General features: G+C 32.4%; 26 protein-coding genes. 3 read left to right on the plus strand and 23 right to left on the minus strand.

Annotated elements, in window-relative coordinates:
* From RSB60_RS02085 to RSB60_RS02110, 6 genes are all read right to left on the minus strand, one after another.
* The coding region (locus RSB60_RS02085; protein ID WP_332614251.1) for a PTS sugar transporter subunit IIA at positions 1–353 on the minus strand (353 nt) is incomplete at its 3' end.
* On the minus strand, positions 350–1,723 hold the full coding sequence (locus RSB60_RS02090; protein WP_332614254.1) for a sulfatase family protein: 1,374 nt from the start codon (positions 1,721–1,723) through the stop codon (positions 350–352). The genes RSB60_RS02090 and RSB60_RS02085, both read right to left, overlap by 4 nt.
* A gap of 3 nt (positions 1,724–1,726) precedes the next feature.
* Entirely contained in the window at positions 1,727–3,262 is a 1,536-nt protein-coding gene (locus tag RSB60_RS02095) for a hypothetical protein (protein ID WP_332614256.1), read from the minus strand.
* On the minus strand, positions 3,252–4,571 hold the full coding sequence (locus tag RSB60_RS02100) for a sulfatase-like hydrolase/transferase (RefSeq protein WP_332614258.1): 1,320 nt from the start codon (positions 4,569–4,571) through the stop codon (positions 3,252–3,254). The genes RSB60_RS02095 and RSB60_RS02100 overlap by 11 nt, the downstream gene beginning before the upstream one ends.
* Before the next feature lie 85 nt (positions 4,572–4,656).
* On the minus strand, positions 4,657–5,463 hold the full coding sequence (locus RSB60_RS02105; RefSeq protein ID WP_323382441.1) for a PTS system mannose/fructose/sorbose family transporter subunit IID: 807 nt from the start codon (positions 5,461–5,463) through the stop codon (positions 4,657–4,659).
* Positions 5,453–6,277, minus strand: a complete 825-nt coding sequence (locus RSB60_RS02110) for a PTS mannose/fructose/sorbose/N-acetylgalactosamine transporter subunit IIC (protein WP_323382442.1) — start codon at positions 6,275–6,277, stop codon at positions 5,453–5,455. The genes RSB60_RS02105 and RSB60_RS02110 overlap by 11 nt, the downstream gene beginning before the upstream one ends.
* A gap of 148 nt (positions 6,278–6,425) precedes the next feature.
* On the opposite strand from RSB60_RS02110, the gene RSB60_RS02115 reads away from it, so the two are divergent.
* Positions 6,426–7,145 carry a GntR family transcriptional regulator gene (locus tag RSB60_RS02115; protein ID WP_332492069.1) on the plus strand — a complete coding sequence of 240 codons (720 nt, stop codon included), beginning with the start codon at positions 6,426–6,428 and terminating at the stop codon, positions 7,143–7,145.
* A 17-nt stretch (positions 7,146–7,162) separates the two neighbouring features.
* Here the strand turns inward: RSB60_RS02115 and RSB60_RS02120 are convergent, their stop codons facing one another.
* Positions 7,163–8,506, minus strand: a complete 1,344-nt coding sequence (locus RSB60_RS02120; RefSeq protein ID WP_332614261.1) for an HdeD family acid-resistance protein — start codon at positions 8,504–8,506, stop codon at positions 7,163–7,165.
* Between the two features lie 147 nt (positions 8,507–8,653).
* Between RSB60_RS02120 and RSB60_RS02125 the strand changes: the two genes are divergently transcribed.
* Positions 8,654–9,166: a ferritin-like domain-containing protein gene (locus tag RSB60_RS02125; RefSeq protein WP_323382445.1), complete on the plus strand. Its 513-nt coding sequence runs from the start codon at positions 8,654–8,656 to the stop codon at positions 9,164–9,166.
* Positions 9,167–9,332: 166 nt separating this feature from the next.
* On the opposite strand, the gene pflA is transcribed toward RSB60_RS02125, so the two are convergent.
* The 8 genes from pflA to RSB60_RS02165 all read right to left on the minus strand — a co-directional run bounded on the left by pflA (position 9,333) and on the right by RSB60_RS02165 (position 20,787).
* Positions 9,333–10,034 (minus strand): pyruvate formate-lyase-activating protein, encoded by a 702-nt coding sequence (pflA, locus tag RSB60_RS02130; RefSeq protein WP_332614263.1) that lies wholly within the window; start codon positions 10,032–10,034, stop codon positions 9,333–9,335.
* A complete protein-coding gene (pflB, locus tag RSB60_RS02135; RefSeq protein WP_332614265.1) occupies positions 10,031–12,259 on the minus strand; it encodes a formate C-acetyltransferase in 2,229 nt (742 codons plus the stop codon). The genes pflA and pflB overlap by 4 nt, the downstream gene beginning before the upstream one ends.
* A 214-nt stretch (positions 12,260–12,473) precedes the next feature.
* Complete coding sequence (locus RSB60_RS02140; protein WP_332614267.1) at positions 12,474–16,067, minus strand: InlB B-repeat-containing protein; 3,594 nt, start codon at positions 16,065–16,067, stop codon at positions 12,474–12,476.
* 275 nt (positions 16,068–16,342) lie between these two features.
* The gene (locus tag RSB60_RS02145; protein ID WP_332614269.1) at positions 16,343–17,458 is read right to left on the minus strand and encodes a hypothetical protein; all 1,116 of its coding nucleotides are present in this window, start codon (positions 17,456–17,458) and stop codon (positions 16,343–16,345) included.
* An 18-nt stretch (positions 17,459–17,476) separates the two neighbouring features.
* Complete coding sequence (locus tag RSB60_RS02150; protein WP_332614271.1) at positions 17,477–17,764, minus strand: hypothetical protein; 288 nt, start codon at positions 17,762–17,764, stop codon at positions 17,477–17,479.
* Positions 17,765–17,784: 20 nt separating this feature from the next.
* Positions 17,785–18,501 carry a Bax inhibitor-1/YccA family protein gene (locus RSB60_RS02155; RefSeq protein WP_332614273.1) on the minus strand — a complete coding sequence of 239 codons (717 nt, stop codon included), beginning with the start codon at positions 18,499–18,501 and terminating at the stop codon, positions 17,785–17,787.
* 18 nt (positions 18,502–18,519) lie between these two features.
* Entirely contained in the window at positions 18,520–19,890 is a 1,371-nt protein-coding gene (locus RSB60_RS02160; protein ID WP_332614275.1) for a hypothetical protein, read from the minus strand.
* A gap of 228 nt (positions 19,891–20,118) precedes the next feature.
* Positions 20,119–20,787 (minus strand): hypothetical protein, encoded by a 669-nt coding sequence (locus tag RSB60_RS02165; protein WP_323382109.1) that lies wholly within the window; start codon positions 20,785–20,787, stop codon positions 20,119–20,121.
* Positions 20,788–21,023: 236 nt separating this feature from the next.
* Here RSB60_RS02165 and RSB60_RS02170 point away from each other — a divergent pair, with 236 nt between their 5' ends.
* Complete coding sequence (locus tag RSB60_RS02170; protein WP_323382110.1) at positions 21,024–21,185, plus strand: hypothetical protein; 162 nt, start codon at positions 21,024–21,026, stop codon at positions 21,183–21,185.
* Between the two features lie 61 nt (positions 21,186–21,246).
* On the opposite strand, the gene RSB60_RS02175 is transcribed toward RSB60_RS02170, so the two are convergent.
* The 8 genes from RSB60_RS02175 to RSB60_RS02210 form a co-directional block, all read right to left on the minus strand.
* Positions 21,247–21,729, minus strand: a complete 483-nt coding sequence (locus tag RSB60_RS02175) for a GNAT family N-acetyltransferase (RefSeq protein ID WP_332614277.1) — start codon at positions 21,727–21,729, stop codon at positions 21,247–21,249.
* 4 nt (positions 21,730–21,733) lie between these two features.
* Complete coding sequence (locus RSB60_RS02180) at positions 21,734–22,144, minus strand: hypothetical protein (protein WP_332614279.1); 411 nt, start codon at positions 22,142–22,144, stop codon at positions 21,734–21,736.
* Between the two features lie 169 nt (positions 22,145–22,313).
* Positions 22,314–22,511 (minus strand): hypothetical protein, encoded by a 198-nt coding sequence (locus RSB60_RS02185; protein ID WP_332614281.1) that lies wholly within the window; start codon positions 22,509–22,511, stop codon positions 22,314–22,316.
* A 231-nt stretch (positions 22,512–22,742) separates the two neighbouring features.
* Entirely contained in the window at positions 22,743–23,276 is a 534-nt protein-coding gene (locus RSB60_RS02190; RefSeq protein WP_332614283.1) for a hypothetical protein, read from the minus strand.
* Positions 23,277–23,290: 14 nt separating this feature from the next.
* Entirely contained in the window at positions 23,291–23,491 is a 201-nt protein-coding gene (locus RSB60_RS02195; protein ID WP_332614285.1) for a colicin E5-related ribonuclease, read from the minus strand.
* Positions 23,492–23,521: 30 nt separating this feature from the next.
* A complete protein-coding gene (locus RSB60_RS02200; RefSeq protein WP_332614287.1) occupies positions 23,522–23,896 on the minus strand; it encodes a hypothetical protein in 375 nt (124 codons plus the stop codon).
* A gap of 433 nt (positions 23,897–24,329) precedes the next feature.
* On the minus strand, positions 24,330–24,653 hold the full coding sequence (locus RSB60_RS02205; protein WP_332614289.1) for a hypothetical protein: 324 nt from the start codon (positions 24,651–24,653) through the stop codon (positions 24,330–24,332).
* A 303-nt stretch (positions 24,654–24,956) separates the two neighbouring features.
* Positions 24,957–25,394, minus strand: coding sequence for a hypothetical protein (locus RSB60_RS02210; protein WP_332614290.1), 438 nt, complete (start codon positions 25,392–25,394; stop codon positions 24,957–24,959).
* Positions 25,395–25,403 lie beyond the last annotated feature (9 nt).

Genomic DNA, 25,403 nt, shown 5'->3' on the forward strand with positions numbered 1-25,403 from the left:
TCACTAATACATAGTCGACAATCATCTATTGTGATTTCACGGTCTTGAGCTGTCATCGCAAGTTGCAGCAGCATTGGAAGATTCATTCCAGCTAAGATATATGTTTTTGGTCTATTTAAGTATGTCATCATTTTTTGATTAACACTTCCACCAGAAATATCTGAACAAATTAATAATTCATCTTCTTCTGCCACAGTATCCATGAACGCTGCAATCATTTCATCAATATTATCATTCCCATTTGTGTAGGCACTGATTGCATGAAAAGGATGATTCTCTCCTAGAAACAGTTTCAATGTATCCGCAATTCCAATCGCGAAATTGCCATGACTAATTATTAAATATTTTTTCATAATCCTCTCCCCCTAGAATCATAATCATCTGGATTTTTACTTGATGCCTGTAGACACGTTTTGGTATTTACTTTGTAATGTGGATAGAAAGCTAATTCTCCATGAAGAAGTGGATCATTTGTCTTTTCCATATTTTCTTTCAATACTTTTCTGAGATGCTTTACAACCTCTTGTACATCATCCCTATCAATAATATTATTGACTTCATTAGGATCGTAATAACAATCATATAACGCTTCCATTGGCTTAGTGATATCTCTTAATCCATGTTCCATCAAAAAATCTTTTGGTGCTGACTCATCAATATTTGATAAGTTTAATTTTTGCCATGTTTCATCAAAGTAACGAATATATTTATAACGCTTATTTCGAACACAGCGAATTGGTTCATAAGATGTATGATAGTTTACTTCTGCAAATACTTCATCATGAATTTTTGAATTGCTATCAATTAAACTAATCGCAAATGATTTCCCTTCTAAATAATCTGGTTTTTCAATCTCAAGCAAATCACAAATTGTAGGAAATAAATCGATTTGAGATACAAGCTCATCCACTACAGTTCCATTTCCAATCTTAGGATGTCTAAGAATGAAACTTATTCCCATGCCATCATCTTTCAAATTACATTTATGAAAAGGTAATGGTGCTCCATGATCAGTCGTGAATACTAAAATCGTATTATCATAGATTCCTTTTTCTTTCAATGCATCCACAATTCTTTTCACATTTCTATCTGCATATTGAGCAGTGGTCATATACTGCGCTTGATCATGACGATTCCCCACATTCGATACAGAAGGAAATTCTGGCTTTACATAACGTTCATCAATATTACTGGCTACTTCAATTGGATATGGACGATGGGTAGAATGCATGCCATAACTCAACATGAACGGTTTTGTTGTATCAACTGATTCTAACCATTTTGAGGCTGCTATTGCATTTGCTTCATCCCATAAGTGTAAGTCTTCTTTTTCATATATGTTTGATGATGTGGTAAGTACTGATTGATATCCTAATTTTTTAATTGCATCTTCATCTAAATCTAGGTACCATCCTACCTCATGTTGAATTCCGCTAATCGCAGTTTGATAACCATGACTTGCAAGGTATGATGCTAAATGTTTTTCTGGATTTATTAATGAAAATCCACGTTGTGCCAATCCTAACATACCATTTTGATGAGGGTATACCCCCGTTAACATTGATGCTCTACTTGGCGAACATGTCGGACTACAACAGAATGCTTGAGTAAAAAGTGTCCCTTCTTTTGCAAGTTCTTTTAGGTTTGGTGTTGGAACATCAAACCCATATGGGCTTATCATTCTACCAGTATCATGTGTATTGATATAAACAAAATTGTACATAGTTTACTCCTTGTCTATGAAGATGGGTGATGACCATGCTACTGAACCATTTTTTTGCCATATACGAACACGCACTTGAGAACATGTCGTTGTATCAATTTCTTTTTCAACACTTCTTGTATATGCATTTTTTGGAACTGCTTGGTTTATTTTTATCTTGTAACAGTTGTGCCACCAAGAATCTGAACGATAGTATTCTTCAAAGTTAAATCTATCCTTCAATAAGCTTGATACTTCATCAAGAAGTGGAATTAATTGACTTGTATAAAGAATATCTCTAATTTTTAATTCATACTCAATGCCATCAATTATCAGTTTTACGCTTGAATCAATATCATCTTCAATTTCAAAAATGAATCCTTCTGTTGTAACTGCACTTGGTCCCATCCATTTTCCTGATGCAGTAGTTTTATAAGTTGTTATATCGAAGTCACAAGAACTATCTGTTACGTTCTTTAAATCTTGTCCAAATGTACTCCAGCATTTCTCTATAGATATTAATTTACCTTGTGTATGCAATGACCCTGACCACTTTCTTGATTCAATGTCCGGAAATATTCTTCTATCTGGTCCCCATCCTAATTCAAGTTGGAATTTAAACCGAATTTTTCCTTTTAACTCATTTCTTTCCCACGTTGAAGTATGTGGAATCATTTCAGTTACGGTATTATCCTCAATAATTTCAATGCGATCAATTGCATTACTTCCTTTGACATTTAATTTTAATTTTGCATTTTTGTTTTCTTTAACCGATGAACCCATTGATACACCATCAAGTGTATAGTCCAATTCAATACGGTCTTTACTTACACCGTAAACACGCTTATTTATAAATGCATCCCAAATATCATCTTTTGAATTACTCTTCGAAAGAACTGCACAATAACCAAATCCGTAGACCGCTGGGCAACTGTGATTATCGCCAGCTGCAATGACTCCAAAACGATGTCCCTTTTCCCATCCACGTTCAACACATGTAACACCTGTTCTTGGCCCCATGTGAATATGACGATTCATTTCTAGGGGTCCATTGTCATTTTCACTTGAACCGTGTGATGAATAAATTTCTACAAATGGTGAAAATTTATCATTCTGTGTATTCCAGTTTTTACCTCGATGTCCTTCTTGATATGCTAGGTGGTGTGGAATTCCAATTGCATCTACATTTTTATATACTTCCACTAAATCTTCGTAACGAAGTGGATATTCCATCTGTTGTTTATTGTCTTTGAAAAATACATTATGATCTCCATCTTTACCTGCACCTTGCCATTCATAACCCATGAACATTGGAAATCCTTCACCATTTATTTTATCTGTGAATGCTCGAATATAATCCCAGTCTTTTTGAATATCATCTAATGGATAACGATCTTCAACTCCAAGCCCTGAATCATCTTTTTTCATATAATATGGGTAATACGCAAACGGCCAAAAATCCATTGTTTTTCTAATTTGTTCAGCCCACTGTGGTAATTCTTTAATGACTTCATGATGCAAGTTACTATGCATATCTGTCCATAAAATTTTATATTTCATATCCTTCTCTCCTTTTTGGCTTTTTTGTGCATTCTGAATGAATGTGATAGCGAATCCAATCTTGTGGATTATTGTCATTTGTCCATTTACGATTCTTTATTACTTCATTTTGTTTAATCGTATATTTTTCAAAAACATCCTTTTCATCAACGAAATATTTTCTCATTATTTTTATTCTATCGAAATCTTCTTTTACTTCACTATCTAGATAAACAAGCTTTAGACAATTGTTGTACTTTATTAGTTTGTAACCTTGAAAGATAACCGCTTGTATAAGTTGTGGATTTTCATTACCAATCATACTAGTAATTCGTATTGGTTTTTGTTCTTCAAATACCGTTGTATCATGTTCAATATCTGCGTATGCTAGAATTGTTTGGTGGAGATTTAGCAGTGATACTTCATGAGTAAATACATGTGCTGACTTCGATTTATCAACAATTGTTAATGGAATCATAATTGATTCATCATACATTGTTTTTTTCCCAAATAACTTTCGTTTACCTAATTGATCACCATGATCGGATGTATAAATAAAAATTTTATTTATACAGTGTTTATAAATTTCACCAATCATATTATCCAATTTTTCAATTAATCCATAATAGCTACTACGAACATGTTTAAGCGTACTTTCACTCGCATCCATTTGCATATCTTGATAACATTCATCACTAGTATCAAAATAGTTATTTGTGTCTACAATCTTATCGAAGTAATGATCAAAATACTTTTTTTCAACACAATAAGGAAAATGTGGACCATAGAATCCAATCACTAAGAAGAGTGGTCTATCTTCTTTTTCTTCTAGAATTTCTAAACTCTTCTTCAATACCGCTTCATCAAATGATTGAACAGGTGAAGGTCCATATCCAAACTCCTTTAAGCAGCCATTCATCTGCATCGTTCCTTGAAATGCACCCAGGTCATTTCTTTTTTGATTCCACCATTGCGTCGTGATATCACCTACATATCTTTCTTCAAAGCCGTGATATTGATCATGCCCTTTAAAATGCATACGTCCAACAAGAGCCGTTCGATATCCTGCACCTTTCAGTTTTGATGCAAGTGTTTCTTCTTCTGAATCTAATATTTGATCATTGTTATAGATTCCTGATTCATGTGGTTCTTTTCCACTTAGAAATGACATCCTAGATGGAACACACAGTGGATTATTGCAATACGCATTTGTAAATACTTGGGCCTCTTCATTTATTGCATCAAGACAAGGAGTTTGAATGATTGAATTATAACTTGATGTAATACATCCACTATGTTGATCTGATAGCACTAATACGATATCTTTCATACATTCCCCTTTCAACTTTTTCCTTAGTGAAACAAAATGATTCATTAAGGAAAAAGATAGAAGTTGCCTTCTATCTTTCTTGAGACTACATTACGCCTAAATATACAAGAATGATAACAATGACAAGTAGTACTAATAATGCTTTAATTGCTGACCAACCTTTACGTTGATATAGCCACCACAGTCCAATAGTCAAACATAATGGCAATAATCCTGGCATGATTTGATCAAGAATTGATTGAATATTAATAACTAAATCTCCTGATACATACTCAAATGCAATTGGCACTTTAACAGTTGTCGCAGTAATACCACCAACAGTAATCAATCCGACTACACCTAGTGTTGTTGTAACGATTTCTGTGATTTTTGGAGTAATCAAATTAAGAGCATTTAATCCTAATTCATATCCCTTCATGAATAAACCATATTTCATGAATACAGGAACAGCAGCATGAAATATTAAGAAGAAGAAAACACCTAACAATGAACCATTTGAACTCAACCCAATCGCAATTGAGGCTACAATTGATGCATATGTTGCGCCAATTAATGAATCTCCAATCCCTGCAAATGGTCCCATTAATGCTGTCTTTGTACCTAAGATCATTTCTTCAGTTACATCCTCACCATTTGACATACCTTCTTCAAGTCCTAAGATAACCCCTGGGATAATTGAACCTAGAGTTGGTTCCGTATTATAAAAGTTCATATGTCTTTCTAATGCTTTAATGTAATCTTCTTTATTGGGATAAAGTTGTTTGAGCGGTTTGCTTAAGATATGACAAAACGCAAGCCCCATCATTCTTTCATAGTTTTGTGCACAGTGATGGAAAAATACGTTTGTCCATGCCGCTTTTTGAACATCTTTTTTAGTTATTTTATTCGTCATAGTCGTCTCCTCCATTGTTTGCGGTTGTTGTAGTTTTGTTACCTAATCCACCTTTAAGTTCATTTCCATAACGTGCAACTACAAATAAAATCGCAACACCTACACCAAACATAGTTAATGAAACAATATTGAATGATGTTCCAATGATTAGGACAAACCCCATAATGAAGAAGCCAATCATCCATTCTTTACCACGAACAACAATATATTGTAGTAACATTGCAAATCCAATTGCTGGTAAGATTTTACCCATGATTGATAATGCCTTAATTATTTGTGCTGGCAACATGCTAATCATGCCTTCAACAAAACTAACTCCTAAATAATTAGCCATTGTATAAATTGTTACATAGATCAAGAATGTTGGAACTTGAGCTAGATACTGTGCACGAGCAATTCCATTACAATCACCTTTTGCAGCTGCTTTATCTCCTAAATGTGGAAAATATGAGTTAAATGTCATACACAATTGAAATAAAGCAACACCCATAAGACCCAATGGAACCGCAAGTGCAATAGCACCTTCAACGCCCGTTCCTGATGCAATTGCTAAAGATCCACCGATAAATGTCGCAAATCCACGATCAGATGGAAGAGCTCCACCTGGCTGAATAACACCAAGATACATAGCTTGTAGTGCTACCCCTACTGCTAATCCTTCTGGAACTTTACCAAACATAACACCCATTATTGTGCATGCTACGATTGGTTGGCCAATTCCGTTAAATCCTCCTGATTGACCGAAAAACCATGGCGTACGATTAACACCAAAATATCCAAGAATGCCAATCATAAACGCTTGCCATAATGCCATAAATTTATCCTCCTTATTTCTTTCTTCTACATCATAGATGACGCAAAAATAAGTTGTCAATACAAATTAGAAGTTGTATTATATGTTTATAAAAAGTTGTACTATCATTTATTGCAACTATGTGGAATTCCAATACAAGGAGGTCATTATGCCAGAAAATAATAGAAAAATCCCAAAATACCAAATCATCGAAAATGATATTATCGATAAAATCAACACAGGTATTTATTCTACAAATGATTCGCTTCCCACCGAACTCGAACTTTCAGAAAAATATCAATGTTCTCGTGTCACAGTTCGCCAAGCTTTAAGTAATCTTGCCTATCGAGGATATATCATAAAAAATCAAGGTAGTGGTTCTTATGTCAATAAATCGAACACTATTCAAAGAACGCCTATCATTAAAAGTTTTACTGAAGAAATGGATGACTTGGGAAAAACCGCAAGTAGTAAAGTACTTACCTTCAATATCACAACTGCTGGAAGTACCATGGCTAATATCCTCGGCATTCATGAAAATGATCAAATCTATTATATTGAACGCATTCGTTTTGCGGATGGAATGCCGATGTTGTTTGAAAAAACATTCATGGCTATTGACCTACATCCTGAAATCTCATTAAAGGTACTTCAAGGTTCTAAGTATCGCTATGCTGAAGAACATGGCTTTACGATTGATTGGGCCTATCAAAACATTGCCCCTATATATCCGCCTGATTATATTGCTCAGGAGTTAAAAATTTCGACAAATCAATCGATTCTTCGTGTCGCTAATACTACTTATACTCCTGAAGGTATCGTCTTCGATTATACAGAATTGTATTTAAATACTGAGGTTTATCAATTAAACATAATAAAAAGAAGATAAAAGTAAAAAAGACATTCCTAATCAATAGGAACGTCTTCTTTATTTTCATGCTCAATTGTTGCGTCATGATGATAAGTTTGTTTCGAAATAACAATCGAATTCTTTAAACGATATTGGCGATCAAAGAACTCATAATAAGCTCCTGGTGACATGATTCCATTAGGATTTGCTGCTGCAAGTCCAGTTGAACGAACTACATAATCAACTAATTTAACACAGTTGGTTGTAAGCACAAAATATGCTTTAAAACTAGTATCTTTAAATTTATACATCTCTGCATGTGTTTCTTTATATAGTTTACTCGCATAATCATCGGGTTCTTTTTCACTTTGATATGTACCTTCTTCATAGCGTTTCAATTTAGATTCCCATGGTATTACATGTGTAAACAACTCTTTTATACGATCACGAATCGCTTGTTTTTGTGGCTCAGTTAAACTCAATCCAAACGCAAAGATTGAATCACCTGTCGTCTTCGCACAAAACTTAATGTAGCGATCTCGATCTGTAGTAGTAAACAATACCCCATCACCAATTGAGCCAAATAATTTAAGTGACGAATCATCATAATTACCATAACAATATACTTTACCCTCAAAATAGAAATCTGAATGTCCTATTGTTCCGAAACCTTTTTCCGTAACATGAACAAATATTTCTATATCAGGAACTTTATCCACTTTGAAACTTTCTTCTTCAATAACACCATCATCATCCGTCGCAAGTAAATTATTAATATAGCTAATTGCTTTCTTTGGCATCAACATTGTCAAAAATACTGGTAAATTTACACGCATTCTTTTTTTAAAACGATTTGTTTGTTTGATAGGAGATACCTCTACAAAGAAGTCTCCCAGTACCGTAAATCCATAAAATAGACAAAAAATACCCGTGAAAACTAATGCACTTCCGATGTGTGTTTTTGGATTTAAAAACAATGGTAATCCAATTACAATAATAATTATTGCATTGAGTAATACCATACTTCTTCCTGGTGTTTTATTAGCACGTTGAAGAATATAATCAATGAATTTAATCAGTCCTATAAGTACGATGTAAATACCAATAAAAAATGCATAAATTGCTGACATTTGATTAATAAATACTAAAAATAAAACTCCAAATATCGCTGGCATAAAAGCTCGTATTAATCGTGTTACAGTGAACTTTGAAAAACAAGCAAGTAAGCTGGTAATGGTTAATAAAACCGCATACCCAACAATGATAAATTGTACAAGTGGAGGTACTTTTGTTCTCCACACTAAAAACGCTATTCCCGAAATAATGTAAAGTATACCGGTTAACGCTAGGGATCCTACCCCTATATATTTTCGAACTAATTTGGCTTGATTCTTTTCCATAAAAAAATCCCTTCTTTATGTTTTAAGTATAGCTGATTTTCTTAGAAACTGATAATTTACGCTCTACAATAAAATCACATTGCTTTTATATTAAATTCTCTAGGCTATAATGAAATTATAAAACAATGATTTAAGGAGGTATAAATCATGGGAAGAGAATCAGTAAATATCGCCAACCTAGATGTTAACCAACTCATTGAGTATTTAAACAAAGCACTCGCAGAAGAATGGTTAGCTTATTATCAATACTGGATTGGCGCAAGAATCATGGAAGGACCAATGCGCAGTGAAATTGAACCTGAATTACTTATTCATGCAAATGAAGAATTGAACCATGCTACATTATTAGTAAACCGAATTATTCAATTAGGCGGAACTCCCGTTTTAACACCCGCTGATTGGATGAAATTATCAGATTGCGAATATGCGACACCTAGTGACCCTTATGTAGAAGTTATTCTTAACCAAAACTTAAATGGTGAACGTTGTGCTATTGATCGCTACCAACAAATCGCAAAGTTTACAGAAGGCAAAGACTTCTCTACTTATCAAATGGCAGTTACAATTCTTAATGATGAATTAGAACATGAAGAAGATATCGAAAGTTGGATAAAAGATATCGACCGACTAAAAGAAGATATTAAAAAATTCAGATTATAACAGATAAAGATTGCGTTAAATTTAGCGCAATCTTTTCATATTGTTTTAAACAATAGTATACCTCCCTAAATCAATAAAAGTTAAACGTACGCAAATAAAATTGCACTTAACTGAATTTATAAAATATACAATTTTGTAAAGAAAAAGTAAGTCTATTTACATAGACTTACTCATTAAACCAAGCTTCAATTTTTTCAATGTCTTCATTGGTTGCTTCTTTAATATCTTTATAGGGAAATTCTATTTGAAGTTCATCGTATTTTGAAATACAAAGTGATTTATAAGGTAGAAAATCTACACGTTCAATACACTCATAAGGCTTCAAAATTTCTTTTAATTCCTGTGTTTGTTTCAAAGTATCATTGATACCAGGAATTACAACATGTCTTATCCATGTAGGTTTAGAAATTGAATTTAAATAATCCAAAAATTTTACAGTTTGAATCAATGAACCTTTAGCAAATGCATTGTATTCCTCTTCCGTTGTCATTTTGAAATCAAGCAATACAAGATCTGTTTGATCTAATACTTTTTTCACATCATCATTCAACAAACAGCCACTTGTATCAAGTGTAGTATGTAAAGATAATTCATGACATGCTTTAAATATCTCTTCGACAAATTTGGCTTGCATGAGTGGTTCTCCACCACTACATGTTACACCACCTTTTTTATAATATGTACTTCCTTTTTTTATTTTTTGAATAACTTCTTCGACACTCATTTCAATCCCATCACTTGTGCTCCATGTTTCTGGGTTATGACAACATTTACAACGTAATGGACATCCTTGTAAAAAAATAACAGCACGGATACCTGGTCCATCATTTGTAGAAAAACTGTGAAATGAATTTACTTTCCCAATCATAATGTTGTATGGAAAGTTCTTTGAATTACTTCGCGTTGTTGTTCGCGAGATAAGCGATGGAAGTTAACTGCGTATCCAGAAACACGAATTGTTAAATTTGGATATTTTTCTGGATTTTCATAAGCATCAATTAATTGTTCTTTATTAAGAACGTTAACATTTAAATGATGTGCATTTTGTACAAAGTAACCATCAAGTAAGTTTGCTAAATTATAAACTCGTTCTTCTTCATCTTTTCCTAATGAATTAGGTACAATCGAGAATGTATTTGAAATACCATCACGACATGCATCATAAGGAATTTTCGCAACACTATTTAAAGCTGCAATAGCTCCATTAGTTTCTCGGTTATGCATTGGATTTGCACCAGGTGCAAATGCTTCTCCATCTTTTCTACCATCTGGAGTTGAACCTGTTTTCTTACCATATACAACATTAGATGTAATTGTAAGTACAGATAATGTATGAATTGAATTACGATATGTTTTATGTTTTCTAAGTTCTGTAATAAATTTTTCTACAAGTTCTTTTGCAATGAAATCTACACGATCATCATCATTACCATATTTAGGGAAGTCACCTTCAATTGTAAAGTCTTCAATGATTCCATTTTCACCTTTAATTGGAGTTACCTTCGCATATTTAATTGCACTTAATGAATCTGCAATTACTGATATTCCTGCAACACCAAATGCCATGAAACGTTCAACTTCTGTATCATGTAATGCCATTTGTGTTTTTTCATAAGCATATTTATCATGCATATAATGAATGATATTCATTGTATTTACATACAGACCTGCAAGCCAAGCCATATATGTATCTAACCGTTTCATAACTTCATCATAGTTTAATATTTCATTTTCTTTTTCTGCATCCATTTGTGGACCCATATGAACTTGTTTATGTTCTTCAACTCCACCATTTAACGCTAATAATAATAATTTAGGCAAGTTACAACGCGCACCGAAAAATTGCATTTGTTTACCAATTTTCATAGCAGAAACACAACATGCTATACCATAGTCATCACCATAAATAGGACGCATAACATCATCATTTTCATATTGAATTGAATCTGTTAAGATAGAAATTTTACTACAGAATTTCTTGAATCCTTCTGGCAATTCTTGTGACCACAGAATTGTAAGATTAGGTTCAGGAGCAGACCCTAAATTAATAAGTGTGTGTAACATTCTAAATGAAGATTTAGATACTAAACTTTGGTGATTATTTGTCATACCACCTAATACTTCAGTAATCCACATTGGATCTCCACCGAATAACTCATTATAATCAGGCGTTCTTAAATGACGAGCAAGTCTTAACTTAATAACAAATTGGTCAATAAGTTCTTGTGCTTCATCTTCAGTAAGTGTACCTTCTTGAATATCACGTTCTAAATAAATATCAAAGAATGTACTTACACGCCCAAGGGACATGGCTGCACCATTTTGTTCTTTAATTGCACCTAGATATGCAAAATATGTCCATTGAATAGCTTCTTTTGCATTTGTAGCTGGTTTTGAAATATCAAAGCCATGCATAGCTGCCATTTCTTTCAATTTACCTAAGAATGTAATTTGTTGATAAAGCTCTTCTAATTGTCTAATTTCATTTTGATCCAATGACATTGCGCCAATAGCTGCCTTATCCTTTTTCTTCTCTTCAATTAAACGGTCGATACCATATAAAGCTACACGACGGTAATCACCAATAATACGACCCCGGCCATAAGCATCTGGTAAACCTGTAATAAGTCCAACTTTTCTAGCTGCTCTCATTTCATCTGTATACGCTCTAAACACGCCATCATTGTGAGTTGTTTTGAATGTAAATTGTTCTTCAATTTTATCTGATAGTTTATAGCCATATGCTTCTACAGCACTACGTGCCATACGGATACCACCAAACGGATTCACACCACGCTTAAGTGGTTCATCTGTTTGTAACCCAACAATTAATTCCAATTCTTTTTTTATATATCCTGGTTCGTAACTTGTAAGTGAAGTTACGATTTCAGTATCAATATCTAATACACCATTATTTTCATGTTCTTTCTTCAATAGTATATTAACTTCATTCATCAAGTTTTGTGTACGTTCAGTAGCAGGTGCTAGGAATTGATCATCACCTTTATATTCTGTGTAGTTACTTAAAATAAAGTCCCTAACATCAATACTTTCTTGCCACTTTGACCCTTTAAAATTACGATATGCTTCCATAGTAGTTCCCTCCTCATGGTTTAGTATAAAAGAAAGGCAATTCAAAAGATATTGAATTGCCCAGATGGTCGACATTTTTCTTGTTTATCCTGTTGCACTGTGTTATCACATTTCCATCAGCAACAGACAAGTACTAAGTTTTACATGTTTAGTTTATCGACTGTGTATTAAATTGTCAAGCCGTACACAATAAGTATTTTTTTCACAATTGTATTTACGCTTGTTTATCACTAATTGCTTCTTTTTTCTTTCCAAAATAGAGAATTGCTCCTTGTACAAGTGCTACTGCTGCCATTGCAATTGTCCATGAATCAACCATAATCATCTTACTGAATAAATCTTGTGTTAAGAAGAAAATTAATGCTGAACCTAAAGCAGCTGCAACTGATAATAGTTTACCGTTTCTTACTGTTTTTTCTTCTTCATTTTCTTCTTTTTTCTTCAACACATAGAATAGACTCGCACCGATTGTTACAAGCATAAGTATCAAGTTAATTAATGACCATGTACTTCTACTTACTACTTCTGGTGTTTCATCATCTACAATTACCTCTGGTGTTGGAGAAGGATTTACTTCTGGCGTAATTTCTTCTGGAATTACTTCAGGAACCACCGGTGCCACTGGCGCTTGTACAACTGGCACTACTAATTGTATTGCTAGTTCTTCAACTGGTGGTGTGTAATCAGTCGGCGTACTTGGTTGTGGTGTTGGTGAAACTGATGGTGTTGGTGTTGGAGTAACTACAACTGGATTTTCCTCAAACACTGCAATTACTGTATGTTTTTCACCAGCTTGAATTGATTTTCCATATAAATAAGCATTCAAATCATATACATCTTTTGGCTCAGTATTTTCACCAAATAACCAACCTACAAAACGTGCACCTTCATCTGCAATAGCTTCTGGTGTTGGTTTTCCAAGTAAATCTTTAGCATTAACCTCTTCATTTACAGGAACTTTTGTTGTATAAGTTAAACGATTTGGTTCTACTCCTGTAAATGATCCAGGTCCTTGTGTAATAAATTCTAAACTTGTATCTTTTACTTCTTTAAATACTGCTGTTACCACAAGTGTTCCACCTGCATTAACTTGTATATTCTCAAGATTAGCATTTAAAGTATTTGTGTTAACTAATCCTGTTCTTTGCCCAATTCTCCAACCGATAAATTCTTCATTATTAGTTCCAGCAGTTGTAGGAACCAATTGTCCATTTTCAGTAAAGAGATTTGCAAAGATGGAAGAATTTTCATCTACTTTTTTAGTAAGTAAAACTTCACTTTGTCCGTTCACTGTTCCATTTCCTTCAACAGTGAATTTCAAGAATGTTTCTACCGTATTTGGTGCTTTTTTATCAAAAGATGCTGTGATAATATAGCCCATATTTGGTGTTAATACTAATTTACCTAATTCATTTATCATTTCTTCTGTTGTCGCATAATCTTGATTAAAATTACTATTTGATGATTGGATATTCCAATTAATAAGTTCATAGTTTGTGTTACCAATTGCTTTTGGATATTTGTTTGTAGTCATTAATGTGGAAACATTAATGCCTTGTCCTTGTTCAATCGCTGTTTTATAGATGACTTCATAATTTGAATCACCTTCAAATCGACCATTGACACCAGCAATAAATTTAACATATCCATAGTCTTCTTCGCCATAGAATACTGCTGTTGCAGTGTATGAATCTCCTGGGATTATAACTCCTCTATCCATAAATAGAATTAATTCCTCTGTAGTAATTAATTCATTAATATCTACGATTTTCCAACCTGCAAATTCATATCCTTGTTTTCCAGTTGGATTTGGTATTGAATTACCTTCCATTAGATTAGTAAGTGTTACTCCACCTTTACTTTCATCTAAATCTTTTGCAACAATAACTTCTGTTTGGTTGTTCAATAATCCTTTTCCATTTGTATCAAATTTCATTGTCGTTGTTTTTAAAGTTATACTTTCTTCAAATACTGCTGTTGCAGTGTATGAATCCCCTGGGAATATAACCCCTCTATCCATAAATAGAATTAAATCTTCTGTACTAATTAATTCATTAATATCTACGATTTTCCAACCTGCAAATTCATATCCTTGTTTTCCAGTTGGATTTGGTACTGACTTAGTGCCCATTAGATTAGCAAGTGTAACTCCACCTTTACTTTCATCTAAATCTTTTGTAACAATAACTTCTGTTAGATTGTCTACTAATCCATTCCCATTTGTATCAAATTTCATTGTAGTAGTTTTTAAAGTTATACTTTCTTCAAATACTGCTGTAAATGTCATTGAACTAGTTAACATGTCTTGACCAAATGCGTTTGTAATTTCTGCATTGCTATATAACGTACCATTATACTTCCAACCAATAAATTTATATCCATTTGCTGCATTAACAGTTGGCACTTTTGTAACTAGAGTATTAAATAATTCATTTTCTTTTCCATTGAATATCTTTGTATCATTGGTAGTTCCTTTGTTGGCATCAATTTCAAAATTCACTGATATATCTTTAGGGTCACCAAAAACTGCCGTGATAACAACATAGTCCCCTAATTTAATTTTCCCAACTGCCGTACAAAGAGCGGTATCATTTGGAAATTCAGTTCCATAAAATCTCACATTCAATAAAGTACCGTTAATTGTAACTTTCCAATGTTTAAAGTTTCTTAAAGATGCTTTTGTTGGTTGTGGAATACTTGAATATATACTATTTAAACTTGTATCTTTTGTAAATGTAAACTCTGTTTGATATTTTGGGTTATACTCTCCATTACCTTCTTTATTAAAGATAACCTTTGTAGTTTTATTTTTTTCGAAAACTGCTTTTACAACTAGTGATGAACCAGGTTCAACACTAATATTTGCATTTGCTAGTCCACGATTTGTTTGATATTGTGCACCATTAACTTCCCAATAAATAAATTTACTGTCAGAATTAGGTGTTGGTGTTGGAATAGTTATTTGACTCAACAGTAACTTATCTTCAGATGTAAATTCTGTTGTTCCAGATAAACTACCTAAAGATGAATCTGCAGAAACAAAAGTGATTTTCGCTTCTTGCTTCACTATGATTACTTCTTCTACTACTGCTGTGATAATTAAATTTTCATTAATAGCGTTATTCGTTAAATACGCAGCTACTTGATCTTTGTTATATTCTGTTGAATCGTTACCAATCAACCAATGCTTAATAGCGTATTTCCCACCCTTATCATTAATAGAAGGGATTTCTTTTTTTCCAAAATCAAACTTATCACCACAGTTTAATTCTTGAAAATTTTTCTCGCCTGTAAAATTTGTTACTCTATCTTGTACTACAAATCGAACAGAGCAACCTTTCTTTTTTTCTTGTCCATTTGTCATGTTGTTTAAAGACATAACAGTTGCACTATTCATTTCTTCTTCATCAGTTCCTGGTGTAGCTGTAGGTTCTGAACCTTCAACTATTTCATCCATTTTCCCATTCACATCAGTCTCAGTTGTTGCAGTTGGCTCAGTTGTTGCTGGTGCTGTCGGCTCTGCTGTTACTGGTGCTACTGGTTCAGCCGTTGCTGTTGCCACTGGTTCAGCCGTTGCTGTTGCCACTGGTTCAGCTGGTGGTGTTATTTCATTCTCCACAGTTACTTCTTCAGTTGGACTTGGCGTTACAGGTGTTTCTTGAACTTCAACACCTTCATTTATTGTATTAGGTTCACTTAATGTATCTTCTGCTGTAACTGGTAGAATCATGCTGATAAGCATTCCCCACGACAAAATAATCGAAACCAGTTTTCTCAAAAATTTCGTTGAATATATATTATTCTTCATACTTCTCTCCCTTAATAATAATCCTTTCTTATGCCTCTATCATGCTCCTTGACCAGTTATATTTTGGTTATATTTTGAATATTTTAGGTCATCTTAATTAGTTAATATTTTCACAAGGCTTTTATACCGGATTACTATCACTTTTATACCTTTTTTACTTTAATGAAGAATTAAAAAAAAGAACACTTTTTAAGTGTTCTTCTCAATATTTATATCATTAGTTATCAATTTAATACAAAGATTCTTGCAATACTGTTATGAGTTTTTCGGTTAAATTAGTACTCAACAACAAATGTATCAATTGCTTTATGAATAACATCTAATTGTTGTTGATCTGTTTCGGTAAGGTCAGTAATTGTTGCGAAATAAACTACATAGTTTTTATAACTAACGATATAACCATCTAAGTATTCACTATTTCCAGACAATTTGCAACGTATAATTGCTTTATCTTGTGAAATAAAGTCAGAATCTAACACTTTTGCTACATCTTCACCAGATTCCGCAAACAAACCTTCAATATCTGCTTTTAGCTCTTCGCTAGTGTATTGTGTTGATTCACTTGTAATAACCATGACTTGTAAATTGTCATTGTATGAATTTGCATTACCTTTTGGCCCGAACGCAAAATCATCTTCTGTATAATCTGACATTTCGTAATCTATGCTATATGCAAATGGGATTTCAAATGAAAAACCAAAAGCATCATAACGTTTAGTTTCTGGAGGATTTGCATTGAATTCTTCTTGAACTTTTATTGCTTCATCAAGATTGAACCCAATTTCTATTCCATAATATTCTTCAATTTCTTTAATCATTGGATCAGTTAATTTATTGCATTCTGAAGCTGTGATAGAAATACGAATAACTACTCTTTGATTTGGACTTAACTCTTTTGCTGCAAAAAAGTTATAAATAGCTTCACCCATATAATCGTAATTCTCTTCAATCACTAATGCGCTATATGATGCATTGTTTCTTTCTTCATCAACTGCAATTTCTGATTCACTTACAACTTTAAGTATGTAAGAATCACTTAGGATTCCTTCTTTCATATACTTAACTACATCGTCTGCAAATTCACCCTCTTCAAATAGATAGTCATTTATACTAACATCAAGTGTCACACCATTTTCTGAAGAGTATGCACTATTATTATAAACATCTGCATATTTAGATTTAGGTACATAGAATAGAAAACTTCCAGTTTCTTCTTCACCCTTTTTATTTGTAGACTCCGCAACAACTGTCATCTCCATTAAATTCTCATATGCATTTTCATCAGACTTTTGGTTCGCAAGTGTTGGCTTATTACTGGTTCCCCCACCGCTACATCCCACTAGTCCAACAATCATTAAGATACTAATTGCTGCTTTAACTATTTTTTTCATTTTCTTCTCCTAAACAGATTATTTAACTAAAGTATATCCAGCATCTAATACACCATATGGACATGCTACTTCTGCATCTAGAAGCAATTTAAATGTATCTATTTCACCATCCACTGGTTCTTCAATTGTAATTGTAGAAACAATTTTTTCGTTAACTACAGCGTCCTTTGCTGCAGTAATAGTTTCAACATAGGTATATTTGTATCCTGGTTCTTCTTCTGTTTTTTCAAACACTTTTACTGTTTCTTTTGCAGTACATCCTGCAAGCAATAATGCCGCAAGTCCAATCATTAATAATTTTTTCATTTCTTTCCACCTTTTCTCTACTATTTCTTCTTTCCTAATATACGTAGTACATATAAGAAGATATTAATGAAATCCAAATAAAGTTCTAATGCTCCATAAATTGATAATTTTTCTAAAGCTTCGCTTGAACTCCTTGCATATTCATAATTTCTTTTTATTTTTTGCACATCGTAAGCAGTAATGATTAAGAATATAAATAATCCCGCATAACAAATAATCATATCTAATGTTCCAATGTTTAAGAAGATACCCACCACTGAAATAATAACTAATGTGATCAGCGCTCCAAAAATTAGAGATGAATATTTTGTTAAATCAAGTTTCATTGTTCCCCCAATTACAGCTAAACTACCAAATAAAACTGCTGTAAATCCAAATGCTAGGAACATATTATCTAAACCATAAATTGCTGGTAAGAATGAAAATGTAAATCCTGTAACGATTGAATACACAATAAACAATACTTTCGATGTCATTACTGACATTTTCTCCAAACGGCTTGTCAAATAAATGACTACCCCAAGTTGTAAAAATAATGGTAGTAACATAACTAGTGAAAGACTCATTCCAGATGCATATGTTGCTTGAAACATGATTTCTGAAATTGCCCCTGTTGCTATGAAAACATATGCAACCAATGCTGTAACCGCTAATCCTAAAAACATCCAGATAAAGCATTTAACCATGTGTTTTTGGAGTGTTTCTGTTTCAAATGTAATTGTTGAATTTTCTGTCATATTTTTTCTCCTTATAATTTAATAATTGACTGTTGTAATCTCTGTTCTTTCTTCTCCATTTGTTGCATAAACAACAAATGATTTAGATTCAACATCAATTTCGACAACGTAACGAACTGTACTAAAATCCTCTGGTGCTCCCATTGTTTCAAACTCTTCTAAATCCATTTCATGAAAGAAGAGTGTTGCGCTCGGATATTCCTCTAATTCTGTAAGTCTTGCTTGTTCAAGACTTACATCAATTACATTATCTTCATTAATTTCTGCTTCATCGAACACGATATCATATGCATAGCTATTCGTTAGATAGCTCTCCATCATTGTGTATTTTACTAAAGATGGAACTAGATATTCTTTGTAATTTTCTTCTATGATTCTATATTCTGTTGGCTCTCCTGTAGTATTAAGCGTAAAGTAATCATATCCATGAGGACGAATCCAATAAGTTTCAATTGTTTCTTTTTCTTCTCCAAAATATATTTCTAAAGTACCTCTAAATGCATAAGGTGTATCATTTGTAACATAGAGGAGCGTAACTCCATCAACCACATTGTAGATTGCATTCACTTCATCATTTTCATTATAATATTTATCACCAAAGTAAATATCAATCGATGATACATCACTATAAGTATCATCATTATTATCATAATTGTTGTTTGTAATAGGTAGCGGTGTTGTTGTTGACTTAGTGTGGATCATATCTCTTAAGTATGGATAACTAAATCCAAATCCCGCAACAATAGCCAAACAGATTAAGCCAAAGACAATTATATTCATACCATTGCTCTTATCAGCAAAATCTACTCCTGATTGATTTAGTTCTCTTTCACTTTGCATGATGGGCGTACTCATTATTACATCATTCGTTACAAAAGCTGTCTTTAAAGCTTCCATAAGTTCTACACGTAGTTTTTCTTTTCCCAATAAGAAAGTAAATGTTTTATCATCCGTTTTTATAACCACACATGGCCAATATCGACCATTTTGAAATTTTTCAGTTTCATTACATTCTTTTACCCAACTCTTGTATAAAACAAATTGTGAAACCATATATGTACTAATGATAATTTTTGATGAAAGATAGACATTTTTATTTAATTTCTCAAATTCTTGTTCATCATCAATTTCAATACCTTCAGATAGTACACGTTTCTTAAAGTAACTCATTGCTTTGCTATATCGATAAAAATTAATTATCCAAAATATTAATCCCATCAAGAATGCATAACCACCAATTACTATAAGAAGAATGAGCCACGTATACATTCCATCATCATTGACTAACCCAAATAGAAAAAAGAAAGCAATCATTGCGATAAGACTCGCGATCATTACTATCATCGAGATTTTTGTATTCCTAAATAATATTTTTTTTATCTGTTTCATATTTACCCCTCATCTTAATCAATACGAATTACTATTAATTACTTACTTCTACTATATAAAAAAGCGGTTATAAAATGGTTTTATCACCATAAATTGTCCTGTTTTCAGCCTCAAAATCATTTGTAACCGTTTCCATTTTTACACATTGTATTTTTTGATACATCAATAAGACTAATTACTGGAGTTTTTTACGCCATTTTAGACAAAAAAAAGACAGATTTCTCTGTCTTAGAATCCACCTTCAAGATGTAACTCTGTATCTGCTTGACCAATCAAGTTCTTTTCACTTTCTTGATTATCTACATTATTTTCATCGTAATAGACGCCTTCTTCAATTTTCTCATCTAATACTTTTTCTACTTTTGTGATACTTCCTTTGAATCTTGTATCATTATTGAAATTTCCTTGTTTAACTAATCCTGTAGGTCCTGCTCCAAAATATTCAGATGCAATTGTTGAATCAATTACAAATTCAATTACACTTGCATCAGCTGCATGTGAACATCCGTTCGGTGCATCTGCCGATGCTTTTGCATCAACCTTTACAATTGGAAGAACAATTCCCGTATCTAGTGTGAAATAATATCTAGATCCAATTTCTCCAAAGCTATATCCTAAAGCCGCTCCAATGAAGCCATCTTCATCATATAGCATTCCTGTAGTTTGATCGACTGTCATATGACTTTCAATGTATTTATATTGTTTAGAATTTTTTGCAGTAATTGCAGTATAAGGCATATATGTTTTTGTTGAAGATGTTGAACAAGCTTCAATCTCTTCTGTCTTAAACTCTTTGTTGTATTGATCTAGATTTTCGATAGAAAACTCTTCAGCTTTAAATCCTGTCAAACCCACGAAACTGATCAACAAACAGAGTATAAATATGAATTTCTTCATGTACTTATCTCCTTTTGCGCTTTTACATTATATCACACCACTACCTCAAGTCAAAATTGTAAATTGTTTCATTATAAAAGTTCATAAAAACTTCACATAAACCCTTAAAATTGCCTTGCAACCGAGCTTTGCAACCTCTAGTTGACACTACGTAAACTACACTTGGTAGCGTAGCAGCCCACCTTCTTTTAGAATATGATTATAGTTAAAATTCATTACATTAGGAGGTAAAAACTATGTTATTTGGTATATTCGGTCTATTATTACTATTAATCTGCTTTATTGTTGTATTACCACTATTCATCGCTTCATTCGCTTTCTTCATTCCATTATTAGTAATAGGTATTGTAATATGGATCATCGTTACAGCATTAAAGTTCGTATTCTTCTTGTTTTAAACAATTCTTAAAAGAACCACAAGCACGGATAGTGATTGCGGTTCTTTATGTATTACTCAAATTATTTTAATTCTCTAATCATTCTAACTCTATTTAGTGCTAATGTTTCATGAAATTTAAAATCTTGTTTCACATAGAAATCTTTTGCTTTTGTATTTGTTTCATACACATTCAAAACAATTTCAGCGATATGGTTTTCTCTGGCAAACATATACGCCTGGTTAATGAGGCTTGACGCAACTCCCATTTTTCTAAACATTGGGGCTACAAACAAGTCACTCAGTTTTATATACCTAATTGTTTTATTTTCTTCCAAACGTTCCTTATTTTGAAGACGAATAAAACCTAGAATATCTCCATCTACTTCCGCAATATAAATAACTGATTTTTTCTTATTAAGTGCGTTGGTAATCCAATTATTTATTTCATCATCCATATTACAATCTGCTGGATCATATTGATTCATATCTTCAATGAAATCATTATAAATTACTTTTAATCTTTCATAATCTTCAAACCTAGCTTGACTTACTATAAACTCCATTATCCTATTTCCTCTTATTATCTTCTATAAATTCATCATTAATTATATCAAGATTTAATTGAAGAAGTTTACTTAACTCATAATATATGGTTTGATCTGCATTAAATTCGAACTTTAAGTAATTCGTGTTATGGCTTCCACCTATTAATCCATTAACAATTACCACAGATTCATTTATCTCTTCAAACCTTATAGACGAATCTGAATCATAATCTTTAAACTGAATTAATTCTTTGTTTGCTGTATTATTGATTTTCCATATTAGTTCTATTATTTTATTTTTAGAAACGCAAAAATTATAAGACCCTTGAAAACTGTTAGATTTAACGAATACTAAGAACGTCAAATAGTCTTCTACGTTGTATAAAAAATCAATTTTAATTATATTATCGCTTGAACTCCATAATTCATTCATATATTATCCTCCTATTTAAACTTAAAATCATCAAATAAATTATTAACTGGATCATGAACAAAATGTATTTCAATACCCTTAATATTAATTGCGTATTTATTCTAGCCACTCCATCTAGAATCACCTACGGGACCTAAATTTTTAGAATTGTTTAGTGGATTCTTTTCTACTAAGATTTCTGTATACTCTGCACATCATTCAGAAAGATAGTTGTTTGTGGTTGATACGATGTTGTACTTCCAACAATGTTGATTTCCATCTCTTCCACTTGTTTCTTAGAAATGAGTTTACATCCTTTATTCTTAGTAATAGCACTGACTTGTCGACGCATCGCTTCAAAGAGGTCATCACTTTCTTTTCTACTCAATATTTCTCTTAACTGACTCACTATATACTTAGAATACAGTGTTTCTGAACAAGAATCATGAATGACAGTTGTATCAGACTGGTTTCACTGATTCGATTACCCTGCCCATCATACGTATATGTCTTTATCTTTCCACTACTTCGAGACTTTTGCATTCGACTTCCATTTTCATCATAGGTGAATTTACGTGATATTAGTTTTTGCCTACAAAAGGTGTAATGCTACTTATCATTATCCACTGTGAACTTCAAAGCAGAAATACCCAAATGCCATATCATCTTGAGTTAAGTTTAAGTTATCTTTTGCTTTCTCAAATAACATAGGTATCAATTCATTTAAATACTCTTTGTAATTATTTAAATATTTATGAAACGCTTGATAATCTCCGTGCTTGCAGACAGGATATAGAATCTGAGCTTGCTTTTTTCTATCTTCACTCATGTTCTTATACTGTTCTATTTCATGTGGAATATCATAAATATTATCCATACATCGAGTCCAATGTTCTTCGAGCTCTGCCTCGGTGAAATCATCTCTACATTCCATATAGAACATATACTCGTCAAACTCTATTTGGCAATTTAACTTACTATTTACATAATATGGATTAAATTTAATATACAAAGTCGTTTCATTTACACTTAATAGTTCTTCTATTAAAAATTTTAAGCCATTTATAGTTGGATAATATCTATTATTACTATTATTATATGCAGTATTATCATGTATAATTCCATTAATAATTCCTTCTTTTTTTTCTATCATTTATTCTCTCCTATCTATTTTAATAAATCAAACACCCGGTCTTTTCTATTCAAATCTGAAACTTGCACAACTTTTTGCGTTACATTATCAATAGCTACATAATGCATATCATCTATATAATAAACCTTTATAGAATTACCTGTGAATTTGTTGACTGAATTTTCTACTTTATATGGATTATTTATTGCATCTGCTATTTTTTGATTATTCCTCAATCGTTCTGATACTCCTAGGTTTACCAAGCATTATACTATTATTCCTGATTCCACAGAAACATATGCAGATCCTTTCGACAACATGCAGAGTAAATCATCCAAGTTTTTTAAGAAGTTTTGGCTTGGTGGTTTCACGTCGAAATATTGTTTTTTACTTGCACCTTGATACAGATCATACGTCGGATACTTGCTTGAATTTGATGTATTCTGAGTTCCAACATTTAGACATATTTTTATACCATTTAAGTTATCTCCTACAACATTAAATGGTCCAAATGTTCCAGATTTATCAAAACCTGTGCCTGTATTCTTTCCATCACAATTTGTATTTCCTGTTGATGGTGGTGGTATTGGAGAAACATTCTTTGGAGGAAGTGGACTTCCTCCACTTTGAAGTATCATCATGTTACCACCCTTATCAATATACTTGTAAGGATTGTTGTTGAAGGCAATGCTTCTGCTTTGCATGATGATGGAATCTTTCTCTCCTAAATAGGTATCGAGTTGTAAGAATCTTCCTGTTGAAGAATCATAGGTTATGGGCTGATTCCATATTGTTAGCCTGTATGTGTAGGGTTTGTTACGTGAGCTCTTAATAAGGATTGTCATTATGATTCATTCCACAAGCCTCTCTCGTTGCTTACGCTTCGTTCGCAGGAAAGACTTGGGATTGAAGATCAACAATTCTTCTCTTAGAATCCATAATATTTTGTAAAACCTCACTTCTGCTATTAGATACTCTTCTGTTTTGATTTTTCATAGACCATAATTATAGTTCCTAACACAGCCACTTCTCTCTAAATTTGATAAATCTCTTTTTGTTAATACTACATCAAGTTCATCCGTTATCTATAAACTGGCAGAATTCATTAGGGACACTTCCTTTCCCTGAAAATAATTGTTTTATATTACATTCTTTATTTATCATGAGGACTTCTTGATATGTATTATCTGCTTCCCAATCTATCTCTGTATAATTTATACTTCCATCATTTACATTTTCAATTGTAAAATAGTTATTTTGAACACCATAATCTATAATTTTATTCAATTCTTCTAAAGTATATTTATACTCGATGTAATAAAGATTAAACAATCTTGAAACAATTGCATCACTTTCTATTGTAGAACGCAATAATTCTATTAAATCTTTTTCCCTCATACTTTTGCTCTCCTTTACTTTAGCGGTATACAGATAATTTTTCCATTATTAGTTGTTTTCAAATATGGACTGCCATGTACAGCATCAACACTTCGTTTAACATAAGTCCAAGTACTTACTTAGGCAGCTTTCCCAACTATTTTTATTTTATTTGCATCTGCAAACTTTGTTATACCATTTGCAACTCCAATTAAGATGACTGTTGCTAAACCACCTTGCGGGATTAGTGAGAGTCCTAAGCTAACTAAAGATGATATATTATATGCGAAAATATAGCAAAAAAGTTTTTTTCATCAAACAATTTTAATCAGTATATGGATTTTCATGCAATATAACATTGATGATTTGTCTGCCTGACTCCTCATATTTCTTATCTATTGAAGACAGTATTTCCAACCTCTTTTTGAACGACCAACGTCGCCAATCTCCAACAAAGTCATTGACAATATAATAAGGTGGTGTAGATAACCTGAATGAAATATCCCAAAAAATTTCAAAGCATATATCATATAAGTTATATATAATATTATTGTCTTTATGATAATCACCTCTATCTCCTACACCAATTTTGCGATACCCTTTACTGTCAGCATAAACAAAACTAAATGGTCCAAATTTATTTAAAACTATATCCTCTGAAAAAACATAAAAATGATTTAAATCTTTAATCAATTCATCTTTGTATATACTAGTATTTAATTCTTTGCGTATATAAATTTCCAACTCTTTAGTTGTTAACATAATGTAGTT

This window comes from Anaerorhabdus sp., from assembly GCF_036657415.1.
Lineage (GTDB): Bacteria > Bacillota_I > Bacilli_A > Erysipelotrichales > Erysipelotrichaceae > Anaerorhabdus.